This is a genomic window from Micromonospora sp. NPDC048835, assembly GCF_040649995.1.
In the GTDB taxonomy this organism is placed as follows: Bacteria; Actinomycetota; Actinomycetes; order Mycobacteriales; family Micromonosporaceae; genus Micromonospora.
On record NZ_JBEZGM010000009.1, the window covers coordinates 164,021 to 175,617 of the forward strand.

General features: G+C 72.1%; 13 protein-coding genes. 5 read left to right on the forward strand and 8 right to left on the reverse strand.

Going from position 1 to position 11,597, the window contains the following annotated elements; translation table 11 throughout:
• Window positions 1-52: 52 nt before the first annotated feature.
• Window positions 53-622, forward strand: a complete 570-nt coding sequence (gene mug, locus AB0C15_RS13670) for a G/U mismatch-specific DNA glycosylase (protein WP_357351580.1) — start codon at window positions 53-55, stop codon at window positions 620-622.
• Here the strand turns inward: mug and AB0C15_RS13675 are convergent.
• Both AB0C15_RS13675 and AB0C15_RS13680 read right to left on the reverse strand, forming a co-directional pair.
• On the reverse strand, window positions 619-1,122 hold the full coding sequence (locus tag AB0C15_RS13675; protein ID WP_357351582.1) for an SRPBCC family protein: 504 nt from the start codon (window positions 1,120-1,122) through the stop codon (window positions 619-621). The genes mug and AB0C15_RS13675 overlap by 4 nt on opposite strands.
• A complete protein-coding gene (locus AB0C15_RS13680; protein ID WP_357351584.1) occupies window positions 1,119-1,481 on the reverse strand; it encodes a metalloregulator ArsR/SmtB family transcription factor in 363 nt (120 codons plus the stop codon). Before AB0C15_RS13680 ends, AB0C15_RS13675 begins: the two co-directional genes overlap by 4 nt.
• A gap of 110 nt (window positions 1,482-1,591) precedes the next feature.
• Here AB0C15_RS13680 and AB0C15_RS13685 point away from each other — a divergent pair, with 110 nt between their 5' ends.
• Window positions 1,592-2,692: an ionic transporter y4hA gene (locus tag AB0C15_RS13685; RefSeq protein WP_357351586.1), complete on the forward strand. Its 1,101-nt coding sequence runs from the start codon at window positions 1,592-1,594 to the stop codon at window positions 2,690-2,692.
• Window positions 2,693-2,803: 111 nt separating this feature from the next.
• On the opposite strand, the gene AB0C15_RS13690 is transcribed toward AB0C15_RS13685, so the two are convergent.
• Entirely contained in the window at window positions 2,804-4,087 is a 1,284-nt protein-coding gene (locus tag AB0C15_RS13690) for a DUF6596 domain-containing protein (protein ID WP_357351588.1), read from the reverse strand.
• Entirely contained in the window at window positions 4,065-4,457 is a 393-nt protein-coding gene (locus AB0C15_RS13695; RefSeq protein ID WP_357351729.1) for a YciI family protein, read from the reverse strand. The genes AB0C15_RS13690 and AB0C15_RS13695 overlap by 23 nt, the downstream gene beginning before the upstream one ends.
• 204 nt (window positions 4,458-4,661) lie before the next feature.
• Here AB0C15_RS13695 and AB0C15_RS13700 point away from each other — a divergent pair, with 204 nt between their 5' ends.
• The 3 genes from AB0C15_RS13700 (at window position 4,662) to AB0C15_RS13710 (ending at window position 6,525) form a co-directional block, all read left to right on the forward strand.
• The gene (locus AB0C15_RS13700) at window positions 4,662-4,865 is read left to right on the forward strand and encodes a hypothetical protein (protein WP_357351590.1); all 204 of its coding nucleotides are present in this window, start codon (window positions 4,662-4,664) and stop codon (window positions 4,863-4,865) included.
• Window positions 4,866-4,955: 90 nt separating this feature from the next.
• Window positions 4,956-5,747 (forward strand): neutral zinc metallopeptidase, encoded by a 792-nt coding sequence (locus AB0C15_RS13705; protein WP_357351731.1) that lies wholly within the window; start codon window positions 4,956-4,958, stop codon window positions 5,745-5,747.
• A gap of 121 nt (window positions 5,748-5,868) precedes the next feature.
• Window positions 5,869-6,525 carry an HAD family phosphatase gene (locus tag AB0C15_RS13710; protein WP_357351733.1) on the forward strand — a complete coding sequence of 219 codons (657 nt, stop codon included), beginning with the start codon at window positions 5,869-5,871 and terminating at the stop codon, window positions 6,523-6,525.
• A 48-nt stretch (window positions 6,526-6,573) separates the two neighbouring features.
• Here AB0C15_RS13710 and AB0C15_RS13715 read toward each other — a convergent pair whose 3' ends face one another.
• From AB0C15_RS13715 to AB0C15_RS13730, 4 genes are all read right to left on the reverse strand, one after another.
• A complete protein-coding gene (locus AB0C15_RS13715; RefSeq protein ID WP_357351592.1) occupies window positions 6,574-6,951 on the reverse strand; it encodes a carboxymuconolactone decarboxylase family protein in 378 nt (125 codons plus the stop codon).
• 158 nt (window positions 6,952-7,109) lie between these two features.
• Complete coding sequence (locus AB0C15_RS13720; RefSeq protein WP_357351594.1) at window positions 7,110-9,665, reverse strand: FtsX-like permease family protein; 2,556 nt, start codon at window positions 9,663-9,665, stop codon at window positions 7,110-7,112.
• Complete coding sequence (locus tag AB0C15_RS13725; protein WP_357351596.1) at window positions 9,665-10,432, reverse strand: ABC transporter ATP-binding protein; 768 nt, start codon at window positions 10,430-10,432, stop codon at window positions 9,665-9,667. Before AB0C15_RS13725 ends, AB0C15_RS13720 begins: the two co-directional genes overlap by 1 nt.
• 357 nt (window positions 10,433-10,789) lie before the next feature.
• Complete coding sequence (locus AB0C15_RS13730) at window positions 10,790-11,476, reverse strand: response regulator transcription factor (protein WP_357351598.1); 687 nt, start codon at window positions 11,474-11,476, stop codon at window positions 10,790-10,792.
• Window positions 11,477-11,597 lie beyond the last annotated feature (121 nt).

Here is an 11,597-nt window from a genome sequence, read left to right on the forward strand (position 1 = left end):
TGTCAAAGCGTGCGCCGGACCGGGCACCGGGGCGTACGGCAGGATCGGTGGGGTGGACGCGGAGCGTGCCGGGCCGGCGCGGCGGCCGACCCCGCAGGAGGTGGCGGCGGCGGCCGGCCGGGGCCTGCCGGACATCATCGCCCCCGGGTTGCGTGTGCTGTTCTGCGGCTACAACCCGGGCCTCTACTCGGCCGCCGTGGGGGAGCCGTTCGCCCGCCGGGGCAGCCGGTTCTGGCCGGCCCTGCACGGGGCCGGCTTCACCGACCGTCAGCTGCACTCCTGGGAACGTGACGAGCTGCTGCGGCAGGGCCTGGGCATCACCAGCCTGAGCAACCGGGCCACCGCCCGTGCCGCCGAGCTGACCGCGCAGGAGCTGGTGGCCGGGGTGACCGGGCTGGCGGTGAAGGCCGAGCGCTATCGGCCGCGCTGGGTGGCGGTGCTCGGGGTGAGCGCGTACCGGATCGCCTTCGCCCGACCGACGGCCGGGCTGGGCCCGCGACCGGAGCGGCTGGGCCCGGCCCGGGTCTGGGTGTTGCCGAACCCCAGCGGCCTGAACGCGCACTTCCCGCTGCCGGCGTTGACCGCCGAGTTCGCCAAGCTGCGGCGGGAGCTGGACGCCTAACCGGCTGCCGCCGCCAGCTTCTGGTAGTAGGGCTGCATCGCCGGGTGGTAGTCGTCGAACTCCGGGCGCGGCGAGCCGTCGCGGGAGGCGACGAGCAGGTCCAGGTAGTACTCCCAACCGGCGCCCACCTCGGCGATGCCCTCCACGCTGCTCAGGTGCTGCACGAACCGCAGCTCCGTGGTGCCGTCGGTCTCGGTCAGCGACAGCTCCAGCAGCCAGCTGCCGAAGTCGTCGACCATCGACACGGCGAGGCGCCGGTCCGGTTCGCAGGCGTCGATGCGTACCTCGCACCAGGGCTGCTGCTCCTCGTACGCCATCTGGACCCGGATGGTCCGTCCGGGGCCGGCGTCGCCCTCCCACGGGCCGAACCAGCGGGCGGTGCGCTCCGGCTCGGTCAGGCTGGCCCAGACGTCCGCGGCGGGGGCGCGGAAGGTCCGGGTGAGGACGAGATCGTGGCCGGTGGCGGTGCGGAACAGGCGTCCGGCGGGCGTGCGGGTCATGCGGTGTGCTCCCTTCGGTGCTCCGCCGGGCCGCGGCTGCGGCGCTCTCGGCGGGTGCGGTAGACCTCGGTCTCCAACGCGTCGAGATGGCGGCCCCACCTGTCGCCAGTGGTGAGAGCGGTGAGCCAGTCGATCAGCGGGGTGAGGGGGTCCGGGTCGAGCCGGTAGACCCGCTGTCGCCCGACCAGCTCGGCACGGACCAGCCCGCTGTCACGCAACACCCGCAGGTGGCGGCTGACGGCGGGCCGGCTGATCGTGAACCGCTCGGCGATGTCGCCGGCGGTGAGGGGCTCGGCGCGCAACATGGTCAGGATGTGCCGCCGCACCGGGTCGGCGATCGCGACGGCCACGTCATCCACCCCCAAAGCGTAACCCACAGGTTACGCGTCTGCCCGTTGTGGACCCCCGGCAACGCAGAACGGTGCGTCGATGGTGGGCACATGATCACCTGACCTGGCACTCTGTACGGATGGCCGCCCTGCTTCGCTCCCGCATGACCGACTGGACCTTCGTCGTACCCGTGCTCGCCGTTCTGGTGTTGATCGTCACCTGGGGGCGGAACCTGCCCGGCCCGATCATCGTGGTCGTCGCGGTGCTGCTCGGGGGTGCCGTGCTCGCGGCCGTGCACCACGCGGAGGTGGTCGCCCACCGGGTGGGGGAGCCGTACGGGTCGCTGGTGCTCGCCGTCGCGGTGACCGTGATCGAGGTCGCCCTCATCGTCACGCTGATGATCAGCGGGCCGGAGAAGACCCAGTCGCTCGCCCGGGACACCGTCTTCGCCGCCGTCATGATCACCTGTAACGGGATACTCGGCCTGTCCCTGCTGCTCGGGGCACTGCGCCGTCGCGTCGCGGTGTTCAACCCGGAGGGCACCGGCGGGGCCCTGGCCACCGTGATCACCCTGGCCACCCTGAGTCTGGTCATCCCGACCTTCACCACGGCCCGGCCCGGCCCGGAGTTCAGCCCGGCCCAGCTCGCCTTCGCCGCCGTCGCCTCGCTGGCGCTCTACGGGCTCTTCGTGCTCGTGCAGACCGGCCGGCACCGCGACTACTTCCTGCCGGTCGACAGTCGGGGCCAGGTGATCGACGCGGAGGAGCACGCCAAGCCGCCGACCACCCGCGCCGCGCTGATGAGCCTGGTGCTGCTGCTGGTGGCGCTTGTCGCGGTGGTCGGCGACGCCAAGACCGTCTCCCCGACCATCGAGGCGGGCGTCGCCGCGGCGAACCTGCCGCACGCGTTCGTCGGCGTGATCATCGCGCTGCTGGTGCTGCTGCCGGAGACCCTTGCCGCCGCCCGCGCCGCTCGCCGCGACCGCGTGCAGATCAGCCTGAACCTCGCGCTCGGCTCGGCGATGGCAAGCATCGGCCTGACCATCCCGGTCATCGCGATCGCCTCGATCTGGCTCGACGGCCCGCTGCTGCTCGGCCTCGGCGGCACCCAGCTCGCCCTGCTCGCGCTCACCGCCGTGACCGCCGTCCTCACCGTGGTGCCCGGCCGGGCCAACGTGTTGCAGGGCGGCGTGCACCTGGTGCTGCTGGCCGCCTTCGTCTTCCTGGCCGCCAGCCCGTGACCGGCCCTGCCGGCCGTGACCGGCTCGGCCCGCCGCCGGCTGACCGGCCCCGCCGGCCGGGCTCAGCCGTGACCGTTCGGCCCGCCGGCTGACCCGCCCCTGCCCGCCGGCTCAGCCGGCGGGCGGCGGGTCGCCCGCAAGACGCTCCGCGCGGGAATTCAGGTAACGCTGCTGCGCCAGGTTCATCGAGCGCGCTGCCGCCATCCGGTACGCCTCCCGCGCCGCGACCCGCTCGCCCTCGCGCTCCCACAGGTGGGCGCGGGCGGCCGGCAGTCGAGGGTCGTCGGCGAGACGGGGGTCGTCGGCCAGGGCGTCGAGCAGCGCCAACCCGGCCGCCGCGCCCCGGCTCATCGCCACCGCCACCGCGTGGTTGAGCGCTACCACCGGATTGTCGGACATCCCCAGCAACACCTCGTAGAGGGCGGTGATCTGCGCCCAGTCGGTGGCCGCCGCGCTGGGCGCCTCGTCGTGCACGGCCGCGACGGCCGCCTGGAGCTGGTACGCCCCGACCACCCCGCCCGGCAGCGCCCCGGTGATCAGCTCGACCCCCTCGGCGATCTGGTCCGCCCGCCACCGGGTGCGGTCCTGCTCGGCCATCGGCACCAGCTCACCGTGCGGGCCGATCCGCGCCGGCGCGCGGGCATCGGTGAGCAACATCAACGCGAGCAGCCCGGTGACCTCGGGGTCCTCGGGCACCAGTCGGTGCACCAGCCGGGTCAGTCGGATCGCCTCGGCGGTCAGGTCGGCGCGCAGCAACCCGGGCCCGGCCGTGCGGGAGTACCCCTCCGTGAAGATCAGATAGAGCACGTGCAGCACCGCGGCGAGCCGGTCGGCGCGCTCCGGGTCGGTGGGCGGGGCGAACCGCAGCCCACTGTCCCGGATCCGCTGCTTGCCCCGACTGATCCGCCGGGTCATCGTCGCCTCCGGCACCAGGAACGCGCGCGCCACCTCGGCGGTGCTCAACCCGCCGACCGCCCGGAGGGTGAGCGCGATCTGCGACGCCGCCGACAACGCCGGGTGGCAGCACAGGAACAGCAGGACGAGCGTGTCGTCGGCGTCCGCCGGCGGATGGTCCGCGGCGGGGGAGCGCCACTGCTCCGGCAGCACCCACCGGGCCACCCGGTCCTCCCGCCGCATCCGGGCCTGCTCGCGACGGAGCAGGTCGGTCAGCCGACGGGACGCCACGGTGATCAACCAACCGCGCGGATTCTCCGGTACGCCGTCACGCGGCCAACCGTTCGCCGCGGCGATCAGCGCCTCCTGCACCGCGTCCTCGGCCGTGTCGAAGTGCCCGTAACGACGGACCAGCGCGCCGAGGACCTGCGGCGCCAACTCGCGCAGCAGGTCCTCGGCGGGAGTCTCCGGCACCGGGTCAGCCGGCCAGGTCCTCGACACCGTCGAGCACCGGCCGCACGTCCACGTACCCGCCGGGGGCGTCCGGGTCGACCAGGCCGGCGGCGATCTCGGTGGCCCGGTCGAAGCTGGCGCACTCCACGATGGTGTAACCGGCGAGGACCTCCTGCGTCTCCGGGTACGGCCCGTCGGTGACCACGGGTGCCCCCTCGCGCACCTGCACCCGGCGGGCGTGCACCGGCTCGCTCAGGCCACGGGCGTCGACAAGCTCCCCGGACTCGGCGAGCGCCTGGTGGAAGGTCTCCATGTGCTGGTGCATGGCGGCGATCTGCTCGGGCGACATCGCCGGCCGGTCGGAGGCCCGCCCGGACAGCACGTCGTAGTCCTGCTGCGACCCGTAGAGCAGAATCATGTACTTCACAGTGGCCCTCCTGTCTCCGGTGCCGCCCCGGCACCGCTCACCAGAAACGTCGAACCCCAACCCCGCTCCCGGACACCCCCACCCCACCCGATCTGTTGATCAAGAAGTTTGCGTCACGACACGCCGGGCGGGCTGACGCCAACCTCTTGATCACCGGGGAGCGAGGGGTGGTGGGTGGGGATTAGGTTGGTGGGCATGACGGTGGTGTGGGTGGTGGGTGGGGCTTTTGTGGTGGTGGCGGGGGCGGCCTGGGCGGCGGTGGTTCGGCGGGGGCGGACGAACTTCGGGGACGATCCGGCGGCCGGGCGGGAGGCCCGGGGTCGGCAGCACCGGTACGAGGCCGAGCGGCACGGGGACCAGGGTGACACCTGGCAGCGCGGGCGAGAGTCGAGCGGCTGACCGATCCTCCTGACCGTCGGCCACGGCGACGTCCGGCGTGAACCGTTTGGGCGCGCTCTGCGTGAATCCGGTGGTGGGCGTGGCGGCCGTATCGTCGGGGTACATCGCAGCGCGAGCACCGATGTCTGGGGAGGCACAGTGGGCGTACGGTTCGGACGCGGCGCGCGGGGCCCACTCGCGGGACTCGTGGTCGCCGCCCTGGTCTCCCTCGCCTGCGCCGGCGGCGGGTTGGCCGAGCCGGAGGCCGAGCGCCCCGGGGCGAAGCCGTCCGCCGCCGCACCGGAGGCGAGCACCACCCGGGCCGACAGCACCACCAGCGTCGCCGAGTTCGAGCAGGACGTCGCCGACGCGCAGGCGGTCGCCGAGCGGTACTGGGCGGCCCAGTTCAAGGAGTCCGGGCAGCCGTTCCGACCGATCCGGCGGATCATCCCGTACCAGCGCGACGGTGAGGTGTCCTGCGGCGGCCAGCGGTTGCCCCGCAACAACGCTGTCTACTGCTCCCAGGGCGACTTCATCGCGTACGACGTCGCCTGGTCGGTGGCGGCGTTCCGCCAGGTCGGCGACGCGTTCGTCTTCTACCTGCTCGGGCACGAGTACGCGCACGCCATCCAGGTGCGGCTCGGCATCAACTACAGCTTCACCATCCAGCAGGAGTTGCAGGCCGACTGCATGGCCGGGGCGTACCTCGGTGATTCGGTGCGCTCGCGCGCGCTCACCCTCGCCGAGGGTGACCTGGACGAGTTCCGGGAGGGGGTCGCGGCAGTCGGCGACGACCCGGACCAGCCCTGGTTCGCCGAGGGGGCGCACGGCACCGCCGAGCAGCGCACCGACATGTTCTTCAGGGGTTACGAGGGTTCCCTGAAGGAGTGCGACCTGGGCTGAGCGGGGTTGCCCGCATCACCCTGCCGCCCGTTGCCGGCGCCGGCAACGGGCGGTGCTGGCAGGATCGCCGGTGTCGGTCACGACCCTGGAGGTTCCGCTGAGCAGCCATTACCCCGCCGCTGTGCTCTTCGACATGGACGGCACGTTGGTCGACAGCGAGAAGCTGTGGGACGTCGCGTTGCAGGAACTCGCCGAGGAGTACGGCGGGGAACTCTCCGTCGCCGCCCGCCAGGCGATCATCGGCACCGCCATGGCCGAGTCGATGCGCATCCTGCACGACGACCTGGGGCAACCCGAACGGGATCCGGAGCTGAGCGCGGCGTGGATCAACGCCCGCATCCTGGACCTGTTCCGTGCCGGTCTGCCCTGGCGGCCGGGAGCGTTCGAGCTGTTGCGCGCGATCCGTGCGGCGGGAATCCCCACCGCACTCGTCACCTCCAGCCCGCGGGCGCTCGTCGAGATCGCCCTGGACACCCTCGGCCGGGACACCTTCGACACGGTGGTCGCCGGTGACGAGGTGGTGGCGGCCAAACCGCACCCCGAGCCGTACCTCACCGCGGCCCGGCTGCTGGGTGTGCCGATCGAGCGCTGCGTGGCGATCGAGGACTCGCCGACCGGGGTGGCCAGCGCGGTGGCCTCGGGCGCGGCGGTGCTGGCCGTACCGGCGGAGGTGGCGTTGCCGAGCACTGTCGGCGTACGCCAGGTGGAGAGCCTGGCCGGCGTGGACCTGGAACTGCTCGCGGCGCTGCTGACCGACCGGGCCGCGGCGACCGGCTGAGCTAACCCGGCGCGGGTCAGGGGCGCTCGGCTGACGGGACCGGCCGGCTCACTGGCGCTCGGCGAAGACCGCGGCGACCACCTGGTAGCTGTCGAACGCCCGCGCGGCCCCCGCGTACGCGGCCAGGTGGATGAACAGTTCGACGATCTCCTCCCTGGTCACGCCCGAGGTCAGCGCGATGCGCAGTTGCCCGCGCAGCGGCTCGTGGGTGCCGAGGGCGGCGGCGATCGCCACCGAGACCAGGCACCGGCTGCGGAGGTCCAGTCCCTCCCGGGGCCAGGCCGCGCCGAAGGTCTGCACGGTGGCGAGACGACGGAAGTCGTGCCCCACCGACGGTTCGCCCTCGCCGAGCGGTAGGACCAACGGCTGGCCGAGCAGCCGCTCGGCGTTGTCGAGTGCCCTTTGGTACGCGTCCTCATCGGTCATGTCACCGGCCCCGGCTCTCCGGCCGCCCGGGTCGAGGGCGGGCCAGCGCCCTGCCGGCAGCACCAGTCTGGCAGTCGTGCACGGGTGGCCGAGGGAATATGGGACAGGCCGAGGCCCCCGGTCGCACGGATGGCGACCGGGGGCCTCGGCAGTGCCGATCAGTCGTGGGCGATGGCGCCCAGGACGTTGATCCGGGCCGCCCGGATGGCCGGGAGCACCGCCGCCACCACACCGATGATCGCGGCGAGACCCAGGAAGACACCCATCTGGCCCCAGGGCAGGATCAGGTCGGTGATGCCCTCGTCCTTGAGGGCCTCGACCACCGCGGCACCGAGGCCGGTGCCCACCACCACGCCGAGCAGCGCGCCGAACACCGAGATCACCACCGCCTCCACGGTGATCATGCCCATGGTCTGCGACCGACGCAGGCCGATCGCCCGTAGCAGCCCCAACTCGCGGGTCCGTTCCAGGATCGATAGCGCCAGGGTGTTGATGATGCCCAGCACGGCGATGACGATGGCCAGCGCCAACAGGATCTGGATCATCCTGAGCAGCCCGTCGAGCTGACCGGTCTGCTGCTTGATGAACGCGTCCCGGTCGGCCACCGACACCTCGGGGCTGTCCGCCAGAAGCGTCTCCACCCGCGGCAGCACGTCGCTCACCCGAGTGCCCGGGGCCAACTGGATGAAGCCCTGGAAGGGCTGCGGGATCGCGAAGTCCTTGGCCGCCGTCGCCGGCAGCATCACCGGGTTCAGCAGCTGCCCGGACTCGTAGATGCCACTGATCGTGTACGTCCGCGTCTGGCCGCGGGTCAACTGCACGTTCACCGTCGAGCCCACCGACCAGCCGCGCGACGTGGCGGTGTCCGAACTGGCGAGCATCTGGGTCGGCCCGAGTCGGTCGATGTCACCCGCGACGGGCTTGGCACTGAAGATCTGCCGAAGCGAGGCGATGTCGCTGCTCGCCCCGACCCAGGTGCGCTCGCCGTTGATCTGTGCCATGTCGCCGTACTCGCCGTCGACCATCCGCACGCCGGGCAGGGCCTTCGTCTGGTCCAGCACCGCCGGGTCGAAGCTCGGCGGGCGTGGCCCGCCCTGCGCCCCGGCGATCACCAGCTCGGCCTTGACGGTGTCCTGGGCCAGGGCGCTGATGCTGCCCTTGGCCGAGTCGAGGATCACCGTGACACCGGTGACCAGCGCGATGCCGACCATCAGCGCGGCGGCGGTGATCGCGGTCCGGCGCGGGTTGCGCCCGGAGTTGAGCCGGCCCAGCTTGCCCGGCAACGACCAGGAGAAGATCCCGCCGAGCAGACTCACCACCGGCCTGCTGATCAGCGGGGTCAGCAACGCCACGCCGATGAACGCGAACAGCACCCCACCGAGGATGGTGGCAAGCGTCTGACCGCCGGCGTTACCGCTGAGCCCGAGGAAGAGCAGCACCGCGCCGATGCCGGTGACCAGCGAGCCGGCCACGGTGACCTTGGTCAACGGCCGGTCCGGGGTGGCCACGTCCTGCATCGCCGCGATCGGTGGGATCCGCGACGCCCGCAGCGCCGGCAACAGCGCTGCCACCACCGTGATGACCAGCCCGACAGCGAACGACCCGATCACCGCCGCCGCCGGCACGCCGATCCCGGCGAGGGTGAGCCCACCGGCCAGGCTGCCGAACAGGTACGCCAGCAACGCGCCCACCCCGATGCCGGCGGCCAGACCGAGCACCGAGGCGATCAACCCGACCGCGATGGCCTCCAGCACCACCGAACCGATGATCTGCCGGCCGCTGGCCCCGATGGCGCGCATGAGCGCCAACTCGCGGGTGCGCTGGGCCACGATGATCGAGAAGGTGTTGAGGATCAGGAAGGTGCCCACCAGCAGGGCCACCGCGGCGAAACCGAGCAGGATCTTGTTGAAGAACGACAGGCCCTCCTTCAGGCTGGCCGAGGCGTCCGCGGCGACCTGCTCGCCCGTCTTCACCTCGAAGTCCGTGCCCAGGGTGCGGGCCACGTCGTCGCGCAGCTTCTCGTCGGAGACCCCGTCGGCGGCGGTCACGGTGATGCTGCTGAACACGTCCGGCTCGCCGAGCATCAGTCGCTGCGCCACCGGCGTGGTGAAGAAGACCTCGTTGACGCCACCGATCGAGTCCCGGTCACCGCTGTAACCGAAGACACCGACCAGGGTGAAGTCCCGCTTCTTCGACTCGAACGCGGTCAGCACGCCGACCTTCTGGCCCACCTGCACCTTCGCGGCCGTGGCCAACGCCTTGTTGACGACGATCTCGTCCTCGGCCTGCGGCGCGCGCCCCTCACGCAGCTTCAGCAGCTCGCTCTCGCCGATCCAGTTCTCGCCCAGCTGCGGCGGGCCGAACGACGTGACCACCTTGCCGTTGCTGCCGATCACCCGAGCACCGTCGGCGTTGACCACACCCGTCGCCGAGGCCGCCCCCGGCACCTGCTTGACCCGGTCGACAACGGCGGCCGGCAGCGATGTGGCGGTCTGCTCGCCCTCGAACTCGTCGACCTGCACCTTCGGCTTCGCCGCGACGTTCACGTCGATCTCGGAGAAACCGTCGGCGAAGACCGAGTCGAAGGAGCGACCCAGCGTGTCGGTCAGCACGAACGCGCCGGAGACGAACATCACCCCGAGCACCACCGCCAGGCCGGACAGGATCAGCCGGACCTTACGGGCCAGCAGACTCTTCATCGTCGCGCGGAACATCAGTTGCCCACCTCGGCCGACGTGTCCAGCTTCTTCATGGTGTCCAGCACCGTCTCGGCGGTCGGCTCGATCAGCTCCGAGACGATCTGCCCGTCGGCGAGGAAGACCACCCGGTCGGCGTACGCGGCGGCCGTCGGGTCGTGGGTGACCATCACGATGGTCTGGCCGTGCTCCCGCACCGAGTTGCGCAGGAAGTTGAGCACCTCCGCGCCGGAGCGCGAGTCCAGGTTGCCGGTCGGCTCGTCCGCGAAGATCACCTCAGGGCGGGAGACCAGCGCCCGGGCGCACGCCACCCTCTGCTGCTGCCCACCGGAGAGCTGCGCCGGCCGGTGGTCCAGCCGGTCCTGCAGACCCACCGTCTTGATCACCGTGTCGTACCAGGCCGGGTCCGGCTTGCGCCCGGCGATCGACAGCGGCAGCAGGATGTTCTCCTTCGCGGTGAGCGTCGGCAGCAGGTTGAACTGCTGGAAGATGAAGCCCACCTTGTCGCGCCGGAGCTTCGTCAACCCCGCGTCGCCGAGCCCGGTGACGGTCGTCTCACCGATCGCCACCGTCCCCCGGGTCACCGAGTCCAGGCCGGCCAGGCAGTGCATCAACGTCGACTTACCGGAACCCGACGGGCCCATGATCGCGGTGAACTGGCCACGTTCGAACTCGGCGCTGACCCCCCGCAGGGCGATGACCTGAGCCTCGCCGCTGCCGTACACCTTCCACACGTCGTTCGCCCGGGCCGCGGCCTGCGCCTGCTGGCCTACCGTCGCGGTCACGTCATCTACCTCTTCCGTCTGTCCGAAAATGCACGCCGCCCCCCGATGGTCCGGCGCGACCGTTCAATCATCGGTGCTGTGTCCGCCCGCTCCGTCCGACCCTGGGGGGACCCGCTGCGGATTTCCCGCTGCGGGTGCACCCCCATGCCGGCTCAGGGTTGCCCCTGACTCGACGGCCCGTCGACCGATTTCCCCCACTGGGCGCCGGGCGGCGACACCGACGCTCGCACCTGACGCCACAGGAGGGTCAACCGCGCCGGGCCATCTCCGGTCACGGTAGGTGACGGTGGCAACGGCAGCCGTCCCCCCACGGAGGGATCTTCGAGTACGCCTGGTGAGGTACCCGGGCCGGCGCGGCTACCCCCGGGGGCGGACCAGCCCCGACTCGTACGCCAGCACCACCGCCTGCACCCGGTCACGCAGCCGCAGCTTGGTGAGCACGTGCCCGACGTGGGTCTTGATGGTGGTCTCGCTCACCGACAACACCGCCGCGATCTCCGCGTTCGACAGCCCCCGGGCGACCTGCACGAGCACCTCACGCTCCCGGTCGGTGAGCGCGGCGAGCGCGGCCGACGGCGTCGCCGCCGGGTCGGGCAGCAACTCGGCGAACCGATCCAGCAGCCGCCGCAGGATCCGCGGGGTCACCACCGCGTCCCCGCCGGCGACCGTGCGGATCGCCGCGATCAGGTCCTCGGCCGGCACGTCCTTGGCCAGGAACCCGCTGGCACCAGCCCGCAACGCGCCCACCACGTACTCGTCCAGGTCGAAGGTGGTGAGCACCAGCACCCGCACCGGCAGTCGGGCGTCGACGATGGCCCGGGTCGCCGCCACCCCGTCCATCCTGGGCATCCGGATGTCCATCAGCACGACGTCGGGCAGCAGCCGACGGGACAGCTCCACCGCCTCCACGCCGTCACCGGCCTCCGCCACCACGTCCAGGTCACTCTCGGCGCTTAGCACCATCCGGAACCCGGTCCGCAGCAGCGGCTGATCGTCGGCGAGCAGGATCCGCACCGGCCGCGCCGAGGGCACCCGATCGCTCATGTCGTCTCCCGTCCCGCGTCGCCGGCCTGTGCGTCGCGGACCACGGTAGAGGTCGGCCGGGCGCCCTGTCCCGACCCGGACAGCACCGCTCCGGTCGGGCGGTGCCGGGGCTCGACCCTCC

What these genes read in the sequence shown, in the direction of transcription:
- AB0C15_RS13675 (WP_357351582.1), bottom strand. Translation starts at nt 1,122, where the DNA reads ATGACCCGCACGCCCGCCGGACGCCTGTTCCGCACCGCCACCGGCCAC.
- AB0C15_RS13685 (WP_357351586.1), top strand. Translation starts at nt 1,592, where the DNA reads ATGGCCGCCCTGCTTCGCTCCCGCATGACCGACTGGACCTTCGTCGTA.
- AB0C15_RS13695 (WP_357351729.1), bottom strand. Translation starts at nt 4,457, where the DNA reads ATGATTCTGCTCTACGGGTCGCAGCAGGACTACGACGTGCTGTCCGGG.
- AB0C15_RS13700 (WP_357351590.1), top strand. Translation starts at nt 4,662, where the DNA reads ATGACGGTGGTGTGGGTGGTGGGTGGGGCTTTTGTGGTGGTGGCGGGG.
- AB0C15_RS13715 (WP_357351592.1), bottom strand. Translation starts at nt 6,951, where the DNA reads ATGACCGATGAGGACGCGTACCAAAGGGCACTCGACAACGCCGAGCGG.
- AB0C15_RS13720 (WP_357351594.1), bottom strand. Translation starts at nt 9,665, where the DNA reads ATGTTCCGCGCGACGATGAAGAGTCTGCTGGCCCGTAAGGTCCGGCTG.
- AB0C15_RS13730 (WP_357351598.1), bottom strand. Translation starts at nt 11,476, where the DNA reads ATGAGCGATCGGGTGCCCTCGGCGCGGCCGGTGCGGATCCTGCTCGCC.